This window comes from Alkalibacterium sp., assembly GCF_046484155.1.
Lineage (GTDB): Bacteria > Bacillota > Bacilli > Lactobacillales > Carnobacteriaceae_A > Alkalibacterium.
Window position 1 is genome coordinate 38263 of the sequence record NZ_JAWOBT010000036.1, and the last position, 19520, is coordinate 57782.

The window sequence follows — 19520 nt, forward strand, 5'->3', positions numbered from 1 at the left end:
TGTGCTCTCTCTAATTATTGATAATATAATGTGTAATCGGTATAATATATTAGAAAAATAGGAACAGAAAAATCTTTTTCTGTTTTAAAAAAGAACAGAACCCTAAGGAGGAAATGTTTAAAATGGCAAAACAAAAATTTGACCGCACAAAAGAACACATGAACATTGGAACTATCGGACACGTCGACCATGGTAAAACAACATTAACAGCTGCTATCACTACTGTATTGGCTAAGAAAGGTTATGCAGAAGCAACAGCATACGACAGCATTGACGGAGCTAAAGAAGAAAAAGAACGTGGAATTACAATTAACACTTCCCACGTTGAGTATGAAACAGATACTCGTCACTATGCCCACGTTGACTGCCCAGGTCACGCGGATTACGTTAAAAACATGATCACTGGTGCTGCACAAATGGACGGAGCTATCTTAGTAGTTTCTGCTGCTGATGGTCCTATGCCACAAACACGTGAGCACATCTTATTATCTCGTCAAGTTGGCGTACCTTACATCGTTGTTTTCTTAAACAAAGTTGACATGGTAGACGACGACGAATTACTAGAATTAGTTGAAATGGAAGTTCGTGACTTATTAACAGAATACGATTTCCCAGGCGACGACATTCCTGTAATCGCTGGATCAGCTTTAAAAGCTTTAGAAGGCGACGAAGCATACCAAGAAAAAATTACAGAACTTATGGAAGCAATCGACACTTATATCCCTGCTCCTGAACGTCATTCTGATCGACCATTCATGATGCCAGTTGAGGACGTATTCTCAATTACTGGTCGTGGAACGGTTGCTACAGGCCGTGTTGAGTCTGGTAAAGTTTCTGTTGGTGACGAAGTTGAAGTTATCGGTATCAAAGATACTGCTAAAACAACTGTTACTGGTGTAGAAATGTTCCGTAAATTATTAGACTACGCTGAAGCTGGCGACAACATCGGCGCATTATTACGTGGTATGTCTCGTGATGATGTTGAACGTGGACAAGTATTAGCTAAACCAGGTTCAATTACTCCACATACAAAATTTGACGCTGAAGTTTATGTTCTTTCTAAAGAAGAGGGTGGACGTCACACTCCATTCTTCTCAAACTATCGTCCACAATTCTTTTTCCGTACAACTGATGTAACTGGTGTTATTGATTTACCAGAAGGTACAGAAATGGTTATGCCTGGCGATAACACAAACATGATCGTTTCATTGATCGCTCCAATCGCTGTTGAAAACGGTACTAAATTCACTATTCGTGAAGGCGGACGTACAGTTGGCGCTGGAGTTGTAACAAACATCATCGAATAATTTCGATTTTGCTTGAACAATTCAAACTCGAAGCACTTGGAAGTTTTCTTCCAAGTGCTTTTTTTTGTCTTTGAAAAGAGGAAACTGACCGCACGCGGTCAGTTTCCTTAATCTTTGAAAGTTGAGTAACGGTCATGCTCGCCGTTGGGGTGATTACTGCCGTTACATAGAGCGAGGTTGAAGCTGATGATTAATGTAGCGCCCACTCAGTCCCTGGAATACCCGAGTAGTCAGTATGGTGTTTTTAAGTGTCCACTCACTGAACAACACCATATGACTGGATAGTAAGGTCACCCACTAGTGAATACTCATCCCTAAGCGTTGCTTGAGTTGGAGCTATCGAACCTCATTAGCACCCAGTCAACGAGCAGATTTTTTTAAGTAGTAAGTATAAGCGGCCTCGAGCGCCCACTCAGTGAACAGCATCCTGTGAGTGGTTAGTAAAGAGCACTTCCAGTGACCGCTCAAAATTCAGTGCCCTACGAGCGATCACTTAAAGGTAACCGAAGTTCCAACTCATTAATTTGAATTCGACCGGTATTCACTTAATATTTTCAAAGTGACAGCTCAAACAATGAGGGATTACCAGCGGTCACTTACTTCTTTTAAACGTAATCAGGAATGAAAAGCTTTCGATTTCCAAATCGAAAGCCACGATATTTATAAATTTTCCACTAAATCAATTATAAATATCTTTAAAAACAAGTCATTTCCCTCTTGTCTACAGGTATTGAAGTTGAAGGGATCAGAAAAACCGAGAAGCCCTGTCATTTCTTGCAGGTCTTCTCGGTTTTTCTAGTCGATATCAAGTCTGTTTATATCTGTTTTTCGACCGAGTGCTATCTTGTTTTATAGTAAGAGCGAGAAGACTTGCCCTGGATACGCGGGAGATCAGGATACAATTCCAACATAGCTATCAGCACTTGCTGTTGTTTTTCTGTCAGCTGGTGCGTTGTTTCTTTCGGTTTATAATAGGCGGCGTCAGCTAGTTCAGTAAACCGATCGAGTGTTTCCGTATGATTGGGTACATAAGGTTTCCAGTTATTAAAATACATCGGTATTGTTTGTCCGGGAGTGGGCTTTTGTTTTAAATAATAGAGTTTAAGGACAAGGGTAGATGCCTGCCTTGAGGAGAGGATAGTGTTCCTTATCAGGAGTTTGAACAACCACAATATTGCATGCCAGCGGAAGACCGCAATAAAGCTGCCGGTTATTAGGATGGAAAGGCCAAGACGATAGCTGAAATCACGCCATTTCAGACGCTTTGCCTGACGTACTTCTTCGGCTGCGGCTTCTTCGGTGGCACTCATAGACTCTTCCCCCGAATCGGACAGCTCCTCAGTATCCTCTTCTCTGGTGGCTTCATCCGCAGGCGTATCAGCGTCGTTGACTTCTCCTATCTCAATCACATCTTCACCACTAAATGAATAGGTCTCACCTCTAATACTAGTAACGGGTTCGGGATTAGTGACAGGGTTGGCAAAAGAGGGGCTCGGCTCAAAGGGGATCCATCCATAACTCGGGAAAAAGACTTCCGGCCATGAATGCGCATTTGAATTATCCACGAGGAAATAGTCTTCCTCCTGCTCGTCGATCATGAGACTTCCTGGTGTGAACCCTTTGGCCCAGCGAGCCGGGATACCTACTGCCCGCAACAACACCGTCATAGCGGTCGAAAAATTATCGCAGTATCCCACTTCTGATTCGAACAAAAAATGGTCTACGTAATCCCCATTTCCGGGTGTCTGCTCCACATCAAGCAAACTGTAACGATAGCCACTGTCCGCTTTAAGGTAAGTCTCTATTGCTCGAACCATATCGTATTCTGTTTCCAGTCCTTGTGTAATGTCTTCTGCCAATTCGATCACACGCTCCGGCAGAGAGGAGGGCAGCTGTAATTCTTCTTTAAATAACAGGTTGAAAAATTCATCATCATCCAATTCACTAAAAGAATCATCTTTATTTAATTCTCTGTATCTCTCAACTATGGTTTCACGCCAGCCATCATCTTTACGCAAGGTTTCCTCATCGAAACGGTCAGGAAAACCTTTATCATAGGCAACGGTGTAGTGAGATAAAGCGTCAGATCCACTTTGGATGGCGAAGTAACCGCTCAAGGTATTTAATCTGAAAGAGTAATCCGCGTCACTCTCCGCTAATTCGATATCAAACCAGCCATATGGATAAGCAAGGTAGGTTAATTCTTTGGACCAATCCAATCTTGCTAGAGACGCTCCTTCTGATTCAAGGAGCTCTTCACGTTGATCAGATGCTGCAGGCTCATCTATCCGGATATTGTAAGGTGAATCGACCGATTCAAAATAATCGTCATGGTCACTTTTCCAGCCTGATCCGGTATACTCTGTCCGGTGCAGCACTTTCCAGTATTGCGGGCGCGCAGTGTAGGCTCTGAAGACAAGTGAAAAATCCTGATGTAGCCGACCGCCTAATTCAGTGTCATCCGTACCCATGCCTGTCCGTCGAAAACCGGCCCCGATCGCATTATCATTGATCCAATCAAACAAGCCATTATTATCCAGATTTTTTTGATAAGCGTTGGACTTTGTTTCCACCCACTCTTGGGTCGGTCGCAGGTAATTCAAGCTGAAGTAGGCGAGTAGAATTAAAAGCAAAGTGAATGGGATGGTCAAGAGCGCACTCGTTGCAAAAAGAAGCCAATTAGACTGAGTATTGATCTGGTTGAAAGCAATCAATACAAAGCCAGAACCGATGAGTGGAATTAAATAAGTTAAAATACCTTGAGAAGTAAAAGTATGCAGCGTCAATAAATAAACGACGCCCGCAAATAAAGAAGGAAGAGCCAGCTGAAAATGAAAAAGCAAGAAAGTTAGGATTGTAATAAGCGAAAACAAAGTGCTTATCGTCAGTAAAACGGGCAATTCGGTCAAACGGGTCGCCAGCAGATCGTTCCATTGGGTGACGCCGAGAGACCAGATCTCTCGAAGCCACTTCCCGAAATAAAGTGGACCAGCTGCTGAAGGAAAGAGAATATACAGAAAAAAGGAAATCAGGAATGTTTGGAAGAGGAAATAGAGCCATCCTTTTTTGAAAATGAAAGCAGATAGTTGCGTAACAATGAAAAAAGCAAACAGATGCCACTTACCCGGGATCTGGTTAATATCCATGAGTAAATTCAGTATAGGCAGAAGCAAGAAACCATGTAGGGTTCCAATCAACACGTTGCGACTAAGCGTTTGTTTGTTTTTTATGGTCAGCACTGTTTATATGTCCTCCTTTCACTTGAAGAAGGGTACCTTCATCGATAAAGTGATGATTCATGGGGGAGTTTAATGGTAAAGAAGCCGTGATCTCACGAGATTTGATGATTATTTTACTTGAGGGTTTGTGAAACACAGACCGACTCAATTCGATAAGCTCCTGGGGGTTCTCTACTGGCTCGATCGTTAAGAAACTGTCTTCTGTCTGCTTGACGGTCACTTCATGATCGAATCGTCCCAGAAGAAAGAGGTTAACTTTTCGAGTCGCCTTCAAGTCTTGCAGTAAACTGTATCCGACGCTAAGTAAATCTTCGAAGGATTCCGTATCAAATCCTAAAAAGTAAAGATCGACAGGCGCTTCCTCTTCAGCCTGATACTCTTTGACCATCCATTGTCCGCGTTTCAGACTAGCTTTCCAGTCTATCCCGGCCAAGGAATCACGATTTTGATAAGATCGAATCTCATTCATATAATAATCATGATTAAACGAATGAGACGTCTGTGTGAGGTGTGGAGTCATAGTATGCATCAGCTGATCGCGTTCGGATTTTTTCAGAACATGGGGGAAGACATCTACATTGATCGGCACGGTCAATTCCGAATGCTTTTTCCAAACCCCGAATAAGCCGATACCCGTAATCTCAAGTCTAAGAGTATCGTGATGACCTCTTGGAAGAACGACCGCCTGAAATTCACTGTCTATCTGTCTTGAAAAAAGGGTAGATGTATAAAAAGTTTGATGATGATCATTGATGAGCAACGTGATCTTTACTGCCGACAGAAAGAACGGATGCCTTCTCTTATTTTGAAGAGTGAAAGCGAAGGAAAAGCTGTTGTCGTCTCTTCTGATTCGTTCTGTATGAGTGAGATGATAAGACTGACGTGTGGAAAGGAATGAAGAGATGATCCAGAGCGTCAAAGCGTAGAAAAGAAACCAGGAAGCAGTCGTTGGGAAAATAAGCGTGTAAATCACAACCGTTAGATAGAATAAAAAAAACCAGACAAGTCTAAGTATGTTCGGTAATTTACTCATCTTCTGAACCTGACTTGAGTCGGGATGATTAATTCTTTCGATAATCGATCTATAAAAACATCGATTTCGTCCTTGCTTAAATTGTTTTCGAATAATAAACGGTGGCGGTACAGAGGTTTGAGGATGGTTAAAATATCTTGAGGAATAACATAATCACGTCCCGACAGTAAGGCGTTTGCGCGAGCAGCGGCTAAAGCGAATTGATTCCCTCGAGGACTGATGCCCAGTCTCACGGCAGGATGGTTACGGGTCAACGTTGCCAGAGATACGATATACTTAAGCAGGCTTGTTTCTACGTGAACCTGTTCAACGGTGTCTTTTAGAGTTAAAAATTCATCCAGGGACATGACAGGTGCCAGCCGTTCAACTTCTTTTTGCTGATCGGGAGCTGCCAGCATCTGAATCTCCTGATCGGTTCCCGGATAGCCTATAGATAGTTGAAACAGAAAACGATCCAATTGCGCTTCAGGGAGAGGATAGGTTCCTTTATATTCGATCGGATTCTGAGTGGCTAAAACGAAAAAAGGATTCGGCAAGGCATGGGTCTCACCATCTAAGGTTACCTGCCTTTCGGACATAGCCTCGAGCATAGCGGCTTGGGTGCGCGGAGATGTGCGGTTGATTTCATCGGCGAGCAGGAGCTGATTGAAAATAGGACCTTTACGAAAACTGAATAACGTGCCGTCCGCGTTAGGAACAGAGAAACCTATAATATCAGAAGGGATGAGGTCAGGAGTGAACTGGATACGGGCGAAATCTGCATCAAGACATTTGGCGATCGTGCGTATCAAAAGCGTTTTACCTACGCCGGGGATGTCTTCGAACAAAACGTGACCGCCGGCTAACATTGCGACTATGGTTAATCGGGTGACATCTTTTTTCCCAATGATAATGCTGTCCACGGTATCGATCAACGTATGCAGCTTTTCGATAGACAAATGGGTCTGCTGAAAAAACGCCATATCCTTCCCTCCTTTTATGATAGTAGTTTAAATCGGACTATCTAACTCAAGACAAGCGACAAGTAATTTTTGTTTGTTAATATTATTGTATAGAGAATAGCCGGATAATACAACGATTTAGCAAGCCGAGTACGTTCAAAGCGACCGTTAAGATGGCCCTAGTGAAAATTTATTGGGGAAGAGAACATGTTCAGAAAATAAAAGTTATTATATAAAGTTATCATATATGGAAGAAAGGCAGAACAAGTCACGATAACAGTGAGACTTTTCAAGCTTTCTTAACACTGAAACAGAACGGATAATGACTGAAAAAGTTGGGCACGATAAAAACATTTGCTTTATTAGAAAAAAAGCAGGAAAAAGACTTGATTATATTTTTTATTGTCTGTATACTTGTAAAGGTGTCTGTGAGTGACGCTTCTTTTCTGAAAAAAGAGCATACCATTAAGGTTTTGCCCTGGATTCAGTGGGTAGGTCTAATCACAGAACAAAGGCTAGGAAGCGAGAGGTTGCGACACACCCGGGTGCATTGCCATGGAGGGTCGTTGGAAATTTTCGTGGAGCTAGGTTTATTTTTTAAATAAGCGAAGGAGGGAAAATCATGGCAAAACAAAAAATTCGTATTCGTTTGAAAGCTTACGAACATCGCGTACTCGATCAATCAGCAGACAAAATTGTGGAAACAGCAATAAGAACTGGGGCTACCGTATCTGGTCCAATTCCATTGCCGACTGAACGTCAATTATTTACTGTAATCCGTTCGCCGCACGTATACAAAGACTCACGCGAACAATTCGAAATGCGCACACACAAACGTCTAGTAGACATTATCAACCCAACAGCAAAAACTGTTGATGCGTTAACTAAACTTGACTTACCGTCAGGCGTAGACATTGAAATCAAACTATAATAAATAAAAAATTAAAATAACGGAGGTGTACTCATGACCAAAGGAATCTTGGGAAGAAAAGTCGGAATGACTCAAATGTTCAGCAAGTCAGGTGAACTATTACCTGTAACAGTAATCGAAGTTCGATCAAACGTTGTCTTGCAAGTTAAAACAACTGAAACAGACGGTTACAATGCTGTTCAATTAGGGTATGAAGATAAACGTGAAGTTTTATCTAACAAACCGGCACAAGGTCATGTTAAAAAAGCTAACACGGCTCCTAAGCGCTTCATTAAAGAAATACGAGATGCTGAGCTAGGGGACGTAGAAGTTGGAAGCGAAATAAAAGTAGACACATTTGCAGAAGGCGACATCGTTGATGTCACAGGAACGTCTAAAGGTAAAGGATTCCAAGGAGTTATTAAACGTCACGGCCAAAGTCGTGGACCTGAAACTCACGGATCTCGTCACCATCGTCGTCCTGGTTCTATGGGTATGGCTACTCATCCTGGTAAAGTATTTAAAGGCAAGAAATTAGCCGGCCGTATGGGTGGAGAAGTAGTAACTGTGCAAAATCTTGAAGTTGTAGGCGTCGATACAGAACGTAACGTCTTATTAATTAAAGGGAATGTACCAGGTTCTAAAAAAGCACTTATAGAAATTAAATCTGCATTAAAAAGCAAGTAATAGTAGGAAGGGAGGACTAGCAGAATGCCAACTGTAAAGTTATTTAAACAAGACGGAACGCAAAATGGTGAAGTAACTTTAAACGATGCTATCTTTGGAATTGAACCAAACGAAAATGTCGTTTTTGATGCAATCACTATGCAACGTGCGTCACTAAGACAAGGAACACACGCAGTGAAAAACCGCAGCGCAGTACGTGGCGGTGGACGCAAACCGTGGCGTCAAAAAGGAACTGGACGTGCGCGTCAAGGTTCGATCCGTGCACCACAATGGCGTGGAGGTGGCGTTGTCTTCGGACCAACACCACGTTCATACGGGTATAAATTACCGAAAAAAGTTCGTCGATTAGCTATTAAATCTGTTTTATCTGCTAAAGCAGCAAGCGATGATATTATCGTATTAGAGGGTTTAAACTTCGACGCACCAAAAACAAAAGAATTCAGAGTTGTGCTTAACAATATAGATGCAAGTAAAAAAGCGTTAGTTGTCGTAGAAGATGATAATGAATTTGCAAAACTATCTGCACGTAATATTCCCGGAGTTAAAGTAGTAGCTCCTAACAATGTGTCAGTGCTGGATGTTGTTGCGAATAACAAGCTCATCTTGACGAAGGCTGCTCTGGAAAAATTAGAGGAGGCTCTTAAATAATGGATGCACGCGACATAATATTACGCCCGATCATTACCGAAGCTTCTATGTCTGCTATGGAAAACAAAAAGTACACATTCGAAGTTAATGTTCGCGCTAAAAAAACAAACATCAAAAAAGCTGTCGAAGAATTATTCGATGTAAAAGTTGACAAAGTCAACGTTATCAATACAGCTCCTAAACCTAAACGCATGGGACGTCACGAAGGTCACACTAAAAAACGTCGTAAAGCAATTGTAACTTTAAAAGCTGATTCTAAAGATATTGCATTGTTCGGAAGCGAAGAATAAAACTTGATTTTAATAATTTTAATATAGGTTTCAATAAACTAGCTTAACAAGGAGGGGAATCACGTGGCAATTAAGACATACAAAGCTACCACAAACGGACGTCGTAACATGACAGGGTCTGATTTCGCTGAAATCACAACTAATAAGCCTGAGAAAAGCTTACTAAGACCAAGCCCAAAACGTGCCGGACGTAACAACGCTGGTAAAATCACTGTCCGTCATCAAGGCGGAGGCCACAAACATAAATACCGTGTGATTGACTTCAAACGTCAAAAAGATGGCGTTCGCGGTATTGTTAAAACGATTGAATACGATCCAAACCGTTCCGCAAATATCTCATTGCTTCAATATGAAGATGGAACGAAAACTTACATCTTATCACCTAAAGGAATCGTAGTAGGCCAAAACGTCTATTCAGGTCCTGATTCTGATATCAAAGTAGGAAATACCTTGCCATTAGTTAATATCCCTGCTGGTACAGTTGTACACAACATTGAAATGAAGCCAGGTAAAGGTGGACAATTAGTTCGTTCAGCCGGAACTTCAGCTCAAGTGTTAGGTAAAGAAGATAAATACGCGCTTATTCGTTTAGGTTCAGGTGAAACTCGCTTGATCTTATCTAGCTGTCGCGCAACAATCGGTGCAGTTGGTAACGAACAACACGAATTAATCAACATTGGTAAAGCAGGACGTAACCGTTGGTTAGGTAAACGTCCGTCAGTTCGTGGTTCAGTAATGAACCCTAACGATCACCCACACGGTGGTGGTGAAGGTAAAGCGCCTATTGGTCGCCCAAGCCCAATGTCACCATGGGGTAAACCAACTCTTGGTAAGAAAACACGTTCAACTAAGAATCGTTCAGATAAACTTATCATACGTCGTCGTAAAACTAAGAAAAAATAACCAAGACAACTAACAATATAATGAGAAATATTATGGGGTAAACCCGAAGAGGAGGGCAATACATGAGCCGTAGTTTGAAAAAGGGACCTTTCGTCGATGATCATTTGATGAAAAAAGTTCGCGAAATGGATGATGACAAGAAACGTGTAATTAAAACATGGTCACGTCGTTCAACTATCTTTCCGAACTTTGTAGGTTATACCATTGCCGTATATGATGGAAGAAAGCATGTACCAGTTTATGTCCAAGAAGACATGGTTGGACACAAGTTAGGCGAATTTGCACCAACAAGAACGTTCCGCGGACACGGAAAAGACGACCGCACAACGAAACGTTAAGAGCGAAGGGAGGATACATTCATGGCAGAAACAGTAACCGCAGCTAAAGCAACTGCTCGTACGATTCGCATCGCACCACGTAAAGTACGTATGGTGATCGATACTATCAGAGGGAAAAGTGCTGCAGAAGCTATTTCTATCCTTCGCTTCACTAACAGAGGCGCAGCGGTAGCGGTAGAGAAAGTTTTAATGTCAGCAATTGCAAATGCTGAACACAATTACGATATGGATATTGCAGAATTAGTCGTAAGCGAAGCCTACGTAAATGAAGGAGCTACTTTAAAAAGGTTCCGTCCACGTGCTAAAGGTGCAGCTTCACGAATCAACAAACGTACCAGCCACATTAGCATTGTGGTAACAGAGAAAAAGGAGGGGTAATCAGTGGGACAAAAAGTAAATCCTCATGGTATGCGTGTCGGCGTCATTCAAGACTGGGACGCTAAATGGTACGCAGAAAAAGATTTTGCAGACAAACTACATGAAGACCTTGCTGTTCGTGAGTACATTGCTAAAAAATTAAGTGATGCCTCCGTTTCTCGTGTAGAAATCGAACGTGCAGCAAACAGGGTTAATGTGTCAATTCACACTGCTAAACCAGGAATGGTTATTGGTAAAGGCGGAACAGAAGTTGATTCATTAAGAAATGGTTTAAACAAGTTAACTGGTAAAAGAGTTCACGTTAACATCGTGGAAATTAAAAGACCAGATATGGACGCTATGTTAGTAGCTAAAAGTATTGCTGAGCAATTAGAAAACCGTATTTCATTCCGTCGTGCACAAAAACAAGCTCTCCAACGCACAATGCGTTCAGGTGCTAAAGGTGTTCGTACAATGGTAGCCGGTCGACTAAACGGAGCAGATATTGCCCGTAGCGAAAGCTTTGCTGAAGGAAGTGTTCCTTTGCATACTATTCGTGCAGACATCGATTACGCTAACGAAGAAGCCGATACTACTTATGGTAAAATCGGAGTCAAAGTATGGATCTATAAAGGAGAAATTCTTCCTGAAGTTAAGGAAGATAAGAAAGGAGGGAAATAATCAATGTTAGTACCAAAACGTGTAAAACACCGTCGCGAATTCCGTGGTAAAATGCGTGGAGAAGCTAAAGGCGGCAAAGAGATCGCTTATGGTCAATATGGTTTACAAGCAATTGACTCCGTATGGATCACAAGCAGACAAATTGAAGCAGCTCGTATAGCAATGACTCGTTATATGAAACGTGGTGGGAAAGTGTGGATTAAAATTTTCCCTCACAAACCAGTGTCAGCTAAGGCAATTGGTGTTCGTATGGGTTCTGGTAAAGGAGCCCCTGAGAGCTGGGTATCGCCTGTCAAACGTGGTAAGATCATGTTTGAAATCGGTGGAGTATCTGAAGAAGTAGCTCGCGAAGCATTGCGCTTAGCTTCACACAAACTACCGGTTAGAACTAGAGTAGTAACTCGTGAAGAAAGTGGTGACTCAAATGAAGGCTAATGAATTAAAAAGCTTATCCACTACTGAATTAATTGAAAAAGAAGCAGAATACAAAGAAGAGCTATTTAACTTACGCTTTCAATTAGCTACTGGACAACTAGAAAACACCGCTCGTATAAATGCAGTACGCAAAAATATCGCGCGTGTTAAAACTGTTTTGCGCCAAGCTGAAACAGCGTAATAAGAAGATAGTGTAATAGTTTATTCAAAGGAGGCTGGAAAATGGCTGAACGTAACAATCGTAAAGTATATCAAGGAAAAGTGACTTCTGACAAAATGGATAAGACCATCGTTGTTGAAATCGCTACTCAAAAACAACATCCTAAATACAAAAAACGTATTAAATACTCTACTAAATTTAAAGCACATGACGAAACTAATACCGCTAAAACTGGCGACGTTGTTAAAATAATGGAAACACGTCCGTTATCTAAAGATAAACGATTCCGTTTATTAGAAGTGGTTGAAGAATCAGTAAATCTATAATGTAAAATCTCCGGGTAACCGGGAGCTACACAACGATGAAGTAATCTTTATCGTGAGTTTGAAAGGGGGATCCTAACGTGATTCAAACAGAAAGTCGTATGAAAGTCGCTGACAACTCTGGAGCACGTGAAGTGCTTGTCATTAAAGTTTTAGGTGGATCAGGTGCCAAAACTGCTAACATTGGTGACGAAGTAGTTGTTACTGTGAAACAGGCTACACCAGGCGGCGTTGTTAAAAAAGGTGACGTTGTTCGTGCAGTAATCGTTCGTACTAAAAGTGGCGCTAGACGTCCAGATGGTTCTTATATTAAATTTGATGAAAATGCATGTGTAATAATTCGTGAAGACAAAGCACCACGTGGGACACGTATCTTCGGACCAGTTGCTCGTGAATTACGTGAGAATGACTTTATGAGAATTGTTTCGTTAGCTCCGGAAGTTTTATAATTCCGATAAACGTCATAAGGAGGTGCGCTAGAGAATGTTTGTAAAAACAGGAGATAAAGTCAAAATAATAACAGGTAAAGATAAAGGCAAAGAAGGCACTATATTAGCTGCTATGCCTAAAAAGAATAAAGTTCTTGTTGAAGGACTTAATATCATGAAAAAACATACCCGTCCTACTGGTATGGGACAAGAAGGCGGAATTGTTGAGAAAGAAGCACCAATTCACGTTTCTAATGTTCAGTTAATTGATCCAAAAACGAATGAATCTACTCGTGTAGGTTATAAAGTTGAAAATGGTAAAAAAGTTCGCTACGCTAAAAAATCTGGCGAAGCACTTTAATCTAAAGTATGAAAGGAGGGCATTCATTTATGACACGCCTTAAAGAAAAGTATAACAATGATGTACGCAAATCATTAGTTGAAAAATTTGACTACACTTCTATTATGGAAGCACCAAGAGTTGATAAAATCGTTATCAACATGGGTGTTGGTGAAGCTGTATCAAACACAAAAAACTTAGACAAAGCAGTAGAAGAATTAAGATTGATTTCTGGACAAAAACCACTTATTACTCATGCCAAAAAATCTATTGCTGCATTCCGTTTACGTGAAGGTATGCCAATCGGTACCAAAGTAACTTTACGTGGCGATCGCATGTACGATTTCTTAGATAAATTAGTTACTGTTTCATTACCTCGTGTACGTGACTTCCGTGGAGTAGGTAAAAACTCATTCGACGGACGTGGAAACTACACGTTAGGAATCAAAGAGCAACTTATTTTCCCTGAAATCAATTATGATGATGTGGACAAAGTTCGCGGTATGGACATTGTTATTGTAACAACAGCTAACTCCGATGAAGAAGCTCGTGAATTACTTGGACAATTGGGAATGCCGTTCCAGAAATAACCTAAACAACCTATTAGGAGGGTAATTGTAAAAATGGCTAAAAAATCAATGATTGCAAAACAAAAAAGACCAGCCAAATTTTCGACTCAAGAGTATACCCGCTGTGAACGTTGTGGACGCCCACATGCTGTATACAAAAAATTTAAATTATGCCGTATTTGCTTGCGTGAGCTAGCTTATAAAGGTCAAATTCCTGGCTTGAAAAAAGCAAGCTGGTAAACAAAACGTTAAACGAAAACGTTAAACGAAAACTTGCCGTAAAGGAGGCTACAACGAATGGTCATGACAGATCCAATTGCAGATTTCTTAACTCGTATTCGTAACGCTAATAACGCTCGTCATACGAAATTGGAAATTCCTGCTTCAAAAGTAAAAAAAGGTATGGCCGATATCCTGAAATCGGAAGGTTTCATCAAGGGTGTTGAATTCGTGGAAGATGACAAACAAGGCATCATCCGCGTGTTCTTGAAATATGGTCAAAACAACGAACGTGTTATTACTGGTTTGAAACGTATCTCTAAACCAGGCTTACGTGTTTATGTCAAAGCAGAAGAAATGCCTAAAGTGTTGAACGGACTAGGAATAGCTCTTGTTTCTACACCAGAAGGTATTGTAACAGACAAAACTGCTCGTGCTAAAAATATCGGCGGAGAAGTCCTCGCATATATTTGGTAATGAGTTAAGAAAGATGAAGGAGGTGCCGAACTTTGAGCCGTATTGGAAAACTACCAATCACAATTCCTGAAGGTGTTGAAGTAAACATCGACGGAAACGTGATCACAGTTAAAGGGAAAAACGGAGAATTGACCCGTGAAATAAGCCCTATTATTGATGTTAAAGTTGAAGATAACCAAATAATATTTGTGCGACCTGATGAATCAAAAACGAGTCGTTCGATCCACGGAACAACTCGTGCCAATGTGAATAACATGGTCGAAGGTGTTGCTGTTGGTTTTGAAAAGATTCTTGAATTCAATGGTGTTGGTTACCGTGCACAAAAACAGGGAAACAAGTTAGTGCTGAACGTTGGCCTATCACACCCAGTTGAATTTGAAGAAATAGAAGGACTGACAGTCGAAGTACCATCTAACACTGTTGTTTCTGTTAAAGGCGCAAACAAAGAAAAAGTTGGCGCATTAGCTGCCAACATCCGTTCCGTACGCCCACCAGAACCTTATAAAGGGAAAGGTATTCGCTATCGTGGCGAAAACGTACGTCGCAAAGAAGGTAAAACGGGTAAATAATAAGTTGAAAGAGGACACTATAACAATTTGTTATAACGTTCTACTTCTCTTTTTACCGAGGAACCTGACGATCTCATATCAATGAGAATTTTGAATAAAGAGGTGACAATTGTGATTACAAAACCAGATAAAAATAAATTACGTCTAAAAAGACATAAACGCATTCGCAGAAACCTTTCTGGTACTGCTGTGCGCCCACGTTTAAGTGTGTTCCGTTCGAACACAAACATCTACGCTCAATTAATTGATGATGTAGAGGGTGTAACGCTCGCAAGCGCATCTTCCTTAGATACTGACGTTTCAGGAGATTCGAAAGTTGAAGAAGCTACTGCAGTAGGAGCTTTACTTGCTAAACAAGCTAAAGACAAAGATATTTCTGTCGTTGTTTTCGACCGTGGAGGATATCAATATCACGGACGTGTGAAAGCTTTAGCAGACGCAGCTCGTGAAAACGGACTATCATTCTAAAGAAAAGGAGGAATAACAGTATATGACAACTCATATAGATGCATCTAAATTAGATCTTGAAGATCGCGTAGTTGCAATCAACCGCGTAACTAAAGTAGTTAAAGGTGGACGTCGTTTACGTTTCGCTGCTTTAGTAGTAGTCGGAGATAAAAATGGACATGTTGGTTTTGGTACCGGTAAAGCTCAAGAAGTACCAGAAGCAATCCGTAAGGCGATTGAAGCTGCTAAAACTAACATAGTAGAAGTACCTATGGTAGGGACAACATTGCCTCATAAAGTCATCGGACGTCATGGTGGCGGTAATATCATCTTGAAACCAGCTGCTGCAGGTTCTGGAGTTTCTGCTGGTGGTCCAGTACGTGCTATATTAGAATTAGCTGGCGTACAAGACGTTTCTTCTAAGTCTGTTGGATCTAGTTCACCAATCAACATGATTCGTGCAACGATCGATGGAATTAAACAATTGAAACGTGCGGAAGACGTAGCAAAACTTCGTGGGAAATCTGTCGAAGAATTACTTGGATAAGGAGAGATGACACAATGGCAAACTTAGAAATCACATTAAAACGTAGTTTAATTGGTCGTCCTCAAAGACAACACCAAGTAGTAAAATCTTTAGGTCTGAAAAAAATCAACTCTTCAGTTGTACGACCTGATAACGATGCAGTGCGAGGCGCAATTAAACATATCGCTCATTTAGTAGACGTTAAAGAAGTCAAATGAGCACAGAGTCTATTTAAAGGAGGTGCCAAGATTTATGAAACTTCATGAATTAAAACCTGCCGAAGGATCTCGTAAAATACGTAAACGTGTTGGTCGTGGATCATCTTCTGGCAACGGAAATACATCTGGTCGTGGAGAAAACGGTCAAAACTCACGTTCGGGTGGTGGAACACGTTTAGGATTTGAAGGTGGACAAACTCCATTATTCCAAACTTTACCAAAACGTGGATTTACAAACTATAACCGTAAAGAATTCGCAATTGTCAATTTAGACACATTAAACCGATTTGAAGAAAATACAGAAGTTACTCCAGAATTGCTAGTCAAATCAGGAGTAATCAAAAACAAAAAATCCGGTGTGAAAGTTTTGGCGAAAGGAAACGTCGATCACAAACTTACTGTGAAAGCACACAAGTTTTCTGCTGCAGCTAAAGAAGCGATCGAAACAGCCGGTGGATCAGTAGAGGTGATCTAAAGATGATCGAGCTGATTAAAGGTGTTATCAAAGAAAAAGATGTTCGTAGTCGTGTGATGTTTACCCTTGGGATTTTGATTGTTTTTCGTTTAGGTACGAACCTTACTGTACCTGGCGTAAATGCTGATTCCTTAGGTGATTTATCAAGCACCGGTTTATTTAACTTATTAGACACTTTTGGTGGCGGAGCCCTTAGCAGTTATTCAATATTTGCTTTAGGTGTTTCCCCCTACATCACGTCTTCTATCGTCATTCAACTTTTACAGATGGATGTCATTCCCAAATTCAAGGAATGGGCTGATCAAGGTGAAGTTGGACGTAGAAAGTTAAACCAGGCAACACGCTATTTAACGATTTTCTTAGCATTTTTCCAAGCTATCGGTATTTCTTATGGATTCAATGCATTAACGGATTTAGGATTAGTACGTAATCCCGGACCGACGACCTATGTTACTATTGCGATTATATTAACTGCAGGAACGATGCTAGTCATGTGGCTAGGTGAGATGATCACTGTTCATGGTTTCGGGAACGGTGTATCGTTCATTATCTTTTCTGGTATTATTGCACGTTTTCCGCAGGACATTGGTCAATTCTATAACACACAGATCAGAAATGCAGGCGATGAAATTGTCGGTGCCTGGGTACTGGCGATCACTATCGTTATCGCATTTATCTTGCTGGTGTTATTGATCACATATGTAGAAAATGCTAAACGTAATATCCCGATTCGTTACTCTAAACGTGCAAGCACTTCGAAAGACAGTGCTGTATTGCCGTTGAAAGTAAACTCAGCTGGTGTTATTCCAGTTATTTTCGCTAGTTCGTTTCTCATGACACCTCAGATTATTCTTGGCTATTTTGCTCAAGGTAATCAGGATGCGGGATGGTTCCAAGTGTTGAATAGTGTATTCAACCTTCAAGAACCGATGGGTGCTGTTCTTTACACGGTACTTATTGTCTTGTTTACGTATTTCTATGCATTTATTCAGGTCAATCCTGAAAAAGCTGCTGAGAATTTACAAAAACAAAACGGCTATATTCCTAGTATTCGTCCGGGACGAGCAACCGAAGAGTATATCGGTTATATGCTTATTCGCTTAAGTACAGCGGGAGCCATTTATTTAGGGACTATTTCATTGCTTCCAATTATTGCTTCTGCTTTATTCAATCTGCCTGGTTCGCTTGCATTAGGAGGAACAAGTTTACTCATCGTAGTCGGTGTGGCACTTGATTCTATGCGACAATTGGAAGGATTATTAAGTAAGAAGAATTACCAGGGTTTCATTCAGCAAACTTAAACTGTTACCGACAATTGAATTAAGACGGTTTACCCAGATGTCATTGAGGCATTGGTGGGTGAATCGATCTTTTTCCAATTATGCTGATGAAATATCTGAACTAAAAAGGAGGAAGCGTGATGAATTTAATCCTATTAGGACTTCCTGGAGCTGGCAAAGGTACGCAAGCATCGCTGATATCGGATAAATATAATATTCCGCATATTTCAACCGGAGATATGTTCCGTGCTGCTATGAAGAATAAAACAGCTCTCGGCTTAAAAGCAAAACAATATATGGACGAAGGCGAACTTGTTCCTGATGATGTAACAAATGGAATAGTTAAAGAGCGTCTACAATTAGATGATGCAAAAAGAGGGTTTTTACTCGATGGATATCCTCGCACATTGAATCAAGCTCAAGCGTTGCAGCAGGCCCTGTCTTCTTCAAACAGAAGATTGGATCATGTGATATACATCAAAGTGCCGAAAGAAATTTTGATGGAGCGTTTAACTGGCAGATTCATGTGTTCGAATTGTGGAGCGACTTATCATAAAGTAGCAAATCCACCTAAAGTGGAAGGTACCTGTGATAAATGTGGTTCACATGATTTTTATCAAAGAGAAGACGATAAACCGGAAACGGTCGAAAAACGTATCAACGTGAATGAAGAACAAACGGAAAAACTTGCTAAACACTATAGCGACTCTAACCTCGTTAGAGAAATCGACGGCGAACAAAGTCCGAAAAAAGTTTTCCAAGACATTGTGGACCAATTAAACTAAGAAGTTCGATGTTTTATGATGAATCCTTGCAATGATCATGTATGCATGTTATAATAGTACGAGCGTCAAAATGTAAAGTTGTAGACTACTATTAGAGCGTAAAATTTAGTGAGACGTAACAGTTTCACTCTATTCATGCGTACAAAAGTGAGATATCAAAGGAGGAAACCAGGCGTGGTAAAAGACGATGTTATAGAGATTGAAGGAAAGGTCCTGGAAACATTACCTAATGCAATGTTCAAAGTAGAACTTGAAAATGGTCATGAAATTCTAGCACACGTTTCTGGCAAAATTCGTATGAACTACATTCGGATACTGCCTGGGGATAAAGTAACAGTTGAAATGTCTCCGTATGATTTAACACGTGGACGCATTACGTATCGATTTAAATAAGCTTAGGACTCCGAAGAAATCAAGGAGGGACAGTTCATGAAGGTAAGACCATCAGTAAAAAAAATGTGTGATAAGTGTAAAGTGATCCGTCGTAATGGCCGAGTAATGGTTATATGCGAAAATCCTAAACACAAACAACGTCAAGGATAATTTCTAAACAGGAGGTGCATAGACATGGCTCGTATAGCAGGTGTAGATATTCCACGCGACAAACATATCGTCATTTCATTAACTTATATTTATGGAATCGGTAAAACTACAGCGAAAGAAATTTTAGTAGCTGCAGGAGTTCCAGAAGAAACTCGTGTCCGTGAGTTAACAAACGATCAATTAGATGCAGTCCGTGCTGAAGTAGATAAACTTAAAATCGAAGGCGATCTTCGTCGTGAAGTAAGCCAGAACATTAAACGTTTAATCGAAATTGGATCATACCGTGGCATTCGTCACCGTCGTGGTTTACCAGTACGTGGACAAAATACGAAAAACAATGCGCGTACGCGTAAAGGCAGAGCAGTCGCTATTGCCGGTAAGAAAAAATAATC

30 protein-coding genes are annotated in these 19520 nt (G+C 40.8%); 27 read left to right on the forward strand and 3 right to left on the reverse strand.

Going from position 1 to position 19520, the window contains the following annotated elements; all coding sequences use genetic code 11:
- Nucleotides 1-122 precede the first annotated feature (122 nt).
- On the forward strand, nucleotides 123-1307 hold the full coding sequence (gene tuf, locus R6U02_RS02770; RefSeq protein ID WP_410262111.1) for an elongation factor Tu: 1185 nt from the start codon (nucleotides 123-125) through the stop codon (nucleotides 1305-1307).
- A gap of 839 nt (nucleotides 1308-2146) precedes the next feature.
- Here tuf and R6U02_RS02775 read toward each other — a convergent pair.
- The 3 genes from R6U02_RS02775 to R6U02_RS02785 are packed head-to-tail and all read right to left on the reverse strand — an operon-like array spanning nucleotide 2147 to nucleotide 6541.
- Complete coding sequence (locus tag R6U02_RS02775) at nucleotides 2147-4546, reverse strand: transglutaminase domain-containing protein (RefSeq protein ID WP_410262112.1); 2400 nt, start codon at nucleotides 4544-4546, stop codon at nucleotides 2147-2149.
- Nucleotides 4515-5579 carry a DUF58 domain-containing protein gene (locus R6U02_RS02780; protein ID WP_410262113.1) on the reverse strand — a complete coding sequence of 355 codons (1065 nt, stop codon included), beginning with the start codon at nucleotides 5577-5579 and terminating at the stop codon, nucleotides 4515-4517. Before R6U02_RS02780 ends, R6U02_RS02775 begins: the two co-directional genes overlap by 32 nt.
- On the reverse strand, nucleotides 5576-6541 hold the full coding sequence (locus R6U02_RS02785; protein WP_410262114.1) for an AAA family ATPase: 966 nt from the start codon (nucleotides 6539-6541) through the stop codon (nucleotides 5576-5578). The genes R6U02_RS02780 and R6U02_RS02785 overlap by 4 nt, the downstream gene beginning before the upstream one ends.
- Before the next feature lie 601 nt (nucleotides 6542-7142).
- On the opposite strand from R6U02_RS02785, the gene rpsJ reads away from it, so the two are divergent.
- From rpsJ to rpsM, 26 genes are all read left to right on the forward strand, one after another.
- Nucleotides 7143-7451 (forward strand): 30S ribosomal protein S10, encoded by a 309-nt coding sequence (rpsJ, locus tag R6U02_RS02790; protein WP_071849275.1) that lies wholly within the window; start codon nucleotides 7143-7145, stop codon nucleotides 7449-7451.
- 33 nt (nucleotides 7452-7484) lie between these two features.
- Complete coding sequence (gene rplC, locus R6U02_RS02795) at nucleotides 7485-8117, forward strand: 50S ribosomal protein L3 (protein WP_410262115.1); 633 nt, start codon at nucleotides 7485-7487, stop codon at nucleotides 8115-8117.
- A 24-nt stretch (nucleotides 8118-8141) separates the two neighbouring features.
- Complete coding sequence (gene rplD, locus R6U02_RS02800; RefSeq protein WP_410262116.1) at nucleotides 8142-8765, forward strand: 50S ribosomal protein L4; 624 nt, start codon at nucleotides 8142-8144, stop codon at nucleotides 8763-8765.
- Nucleotides 8765-9055 carry a 50S ribosomal protein L23 gene (rplW, locus tag R6U02_RS02805; RefSeq protein ID WP_410262117.1) on the forward strand — a complete coding sequence of 97 codons (291 nt, stop codon included), beginning with the start codon at nucleotides 8765-8767 and terminating at the stop codon, nucleotides 9053-9055. Before rplD ends, rplW begins: the two co-directional genes overlap by 1 nt.
- A 63-nt stretch (nucleotides 9056-9118) precedes the next feature.
- The gene (gene rplB / locus R6U02_RS02810; RefSeq protein ID WP_410262118.1) at nucleotides 9119-9958 is read left to right on the forward strand and encodes a 50S ribosomal protein L2; all 840 of its coding nucleotides are present in this window, start codon (nucleotides 9119-9121) and stop codon (nucleotides 9956-9958) included.
- A 62-nt stretch (nucleotides 9959-10020) separates the two neighbouring features.
- Nucleotides 10021-10296 (forward strand): 30S ribosomal protein S19, encoded by a 276-nt coding sequence (rpsS, locus tag R6U02_RS02815; protein ID WP_410262119.1) that lies wholly within the window; start codon nucleotides 10021-10023, stop codon nucleotides 10294-10296.
- Between the two features lie 21 nt (nucleotides 10297-10317).
- Nucleotides 10318-10674, forward strand: coding sequence for a 50S ribosomal protein L22 (gene rplV / locus R6U02_RS02820; protein WP_410262120.1), 357 nt, complete (start codon nucleotides 10318-10320; stop codon nucleotides 10672-10674).
- A gap of 3 nt (nucleotides 10675-10677) precedes the next feature.
- Nucleotides 10678-11334, forward strand: a complete 657-nt coding sequence (gene rpsC, locus R6U02_RS02825; protein WP_410262121.1) for a 30S ribosomal protein S3 — start codon at nucleotides 10678-10680, stop codon at nucleotides 11332-11334.
- A gap of 3 nt (nucleotides 11335-11337) precedes the next feature.
- The gene (rplP, locus tag R6U02_RS02830; protein WP_410262122.1) at nucleotides 11338-11769 is read left to right on the forward strand and encodes a 50S ribosomal protein L16; all 432 of its coding nucleotides are present in this window, start codon (nucleotides 11338-11340) and stop codon (nucleotides 11767-11769) included.
- Nucleotides 11759-11950 carry a 50S ribosomal protein L29 gene (gene rpmC, locus R6U02_RS02835; protein ID WP_410262123.1) on the forward strand — a complete coding sequence of 64 codons (192 nt, stop codon included), beginning with the start codon at nucleotides 11759-11761 and terminating at the stop codon, nucleotides 11948-11950. Before rplP ends, rpmC begins: the two co-directional genes overlap by 11 nt.
- Nucleotides 11951-11991: 41 nt before the next feature.
- Nucleotides 11992-12255: a 30S ribosomal protein S17 gene (gene rpsQ / locus R6U02_RS02840; RefSeq protein WP_410262124.1), complete on the forward strand. Its 264-nt coding sequence runs from the start codon at nucleotides 11992-11994 to the stop codon at nucleotides 12253-12255.
- Between the two features lie 77 nt (nucleotides 12256-12332).
- The gene (gene rplN, locus R6U02_RS02845; RefSeq protein ID WP_410262125.1) at nucleotides 12333-12701 is read left to right on the forward strand and encodes a 50S ribosomal protein L14; all 369 of its coding nucleotides are present in this window, start codon (nucleotides 12333-12335) and stop codon (nucleotides 12699-12701) included.
- Between the two features lie 34 nt (nucleotides 12702-12735).
- Nucleotides 12736-13041, forward strand: a complete 306-nt coding sequence (rplX, locus tag R6U02_RS02850) for a 50S ribosomal protein L24 (RefSeq protein WP_410262126.1) — start codon at nucleotides 12736-12738, stop codon at nucleotides 13039-13041.
- 29 nt (nucleotides 13042-13070) lie between these two features.
- Entirely contained in the window at nucleotides 13071-13610 is a 540-nt protein-coding gene (gene rplE, locus R6U02_RS02855; protein WP_410262127.1) for a 50S ribosomal protein L5, read from the forward strand.
- 33 nt (nucleotides 13611-13643) lie between these two features.
- Nucleotides 13644-13829 carry a type Z 30S ribosomal protein S14 gene (locus R6U02_RS02860; RefSeq protein ID WP_410262128.1) on the forward strand — a complete coding sequence of 62 codons (186 nt, stop codon included), beginning with the start codon at nucleotides 13644-13646 and terminating at the stop codon, nucleotides 13827-13829.
- 57 nt (nucleotides 13830-13886) lie between these two features.
- On the forward strand, nucleotides 13887-14285 hold the full coding sequence (rpsH, locus tag R6U02_RS02865) for a 30S ribosomal protein S8 (RefSeq protein WP_410262129.1): 399 nt from the start codon (nucleotides 13887-13889) through the stop codon (nucleotides 14283-14285).
- Between the two features lie 32 nt (nucleotides 14286-14317).
- A complete protein-coding gene (gene rplF, locus R6U02_RS02870; protein ID WP_410262130.1) occupies nucleotides 14318-14854 on the forward strand; it encodes a 50S ribosomal protein L6 in 537 nt (178 codons plus the stop codon).
- A gap of 102 nt (nucleotides 14855-14956) precedes the next feature.
- Nucleotides 14957-15322, forward strand: coding sequence for a 50S ribosomal protein L18 (gene rplR, locus R6U02_RS02875; RefSeq protein WP_410262151.1), 366 nt, complete (start codon nucleotides 14957-14959; stop codon nucleotides 15320-15322).
- A 22-nt stretch (nucleotides 15323-15344) separates the two neighbouring features.
- Nucleotides 15345-15848 carry a 30S ribosomal protein S5 gene (rpsE, locus tag R6U02_RS02880; protein ID WP_410262131.1) on the forward strand — a complete coding sequence of 168 codons (504 nt, stop codon included), beginning with the start codon at nucleotides 15345-15347 and terminating at the stop codon, nucleotides 15846-15848.
- A gap of 14 nt (nucleotides 15849-15862) precedes the next feature.
- The gene (gene rpmD / locus R6U02_RS02885; RefSeq protein ID WP_410262132.1) at nucleotides 15863-16045 is read left to right on the forward strand and encodes a 50S ribosomal protein L30; all 183 of its coding nucleotides are present in this window, start codon (nucleotides 15863-15865) and stop codon (nucleotides 16043-16045) included.
- Nucleotides 16046-16079: 34 nt separating this feature from the next.
- Nucleotides 16080-16520: a 50S ribosomal protein L15 gene (rplO, locus tag R6U02_RS02890; RefSeq protein WP_410262133.1), complete on the forward strand. Its 441-nt coding sequence runs from the start codon at nucleotides 16080-16082 to the stop codon at nucleotides 16518-16520.
- 2 nt (nucleotides 16521-16522) lie between these two features.
- The gene (gene secY / locus R6U02_RS02895) at nucleotides 16523-17821 is read left to right on the forward strand and encodes a preprotein translocase subunit SecY (RefSeq protein WP_410262134.1); all 1299 of its coding nucleotides are present in this window, start codon (nucleotides 16523-16525) and stop codon (nucleotides 17819-17821) included.
- Between the two features lie 119 nt (nucleotides 17822-17940).
- Nucleotides 17941-18585, forward strand: a complete 645-nt coding sequence (locus R6U02_RS02900) for an adenylate kinase (RefSeq protein WP_410262135.1) — start codon at nucleotides 17941-17943, stop codon at nucleotides 18583-18585.
- Nucleotides 18586-18759: 174 nt separating this feature from the next.
- On the forward strand, nucleotides 18760-18978 hold the full coding sequence (infA, locus tag R6U02_RS02905) for a translation initiation factor IF-1 (RefSeq protein WP_071849297.1): 219 nt from the start codon (nucleotides 18760-18762) through the stop codon (nucleotides 18976-18978).
- 36 nt (nucleotides 18979-19014) lie between these two features.
- Entirely contained in the window at nucleotides 19015-19128 is a 114-nt protein-coding gene (gene rpmJ, locus R6U02_RS02910) for a 50S ribosomal protein L36 (protein WP_034299928.1), read from the forward strand.
- Between the two features lie 24 nt (nucleotides 19129-19152).
- The gene (gene rpsM, locus R6U02_RS02915) at nucleotides 19153-19518 is read left to right on the forward strand and encodes a 30S ribosomal protein S13 (protein ID WP_410262136.1); all 366 of its coding nucleotides are present in this window, start codon (nucleotides 19153-19155) and stop codon (nucleotides 19516-19518) included.
- Nucleotides 19519-19520 lie beyond the last annotated feature (2 nt).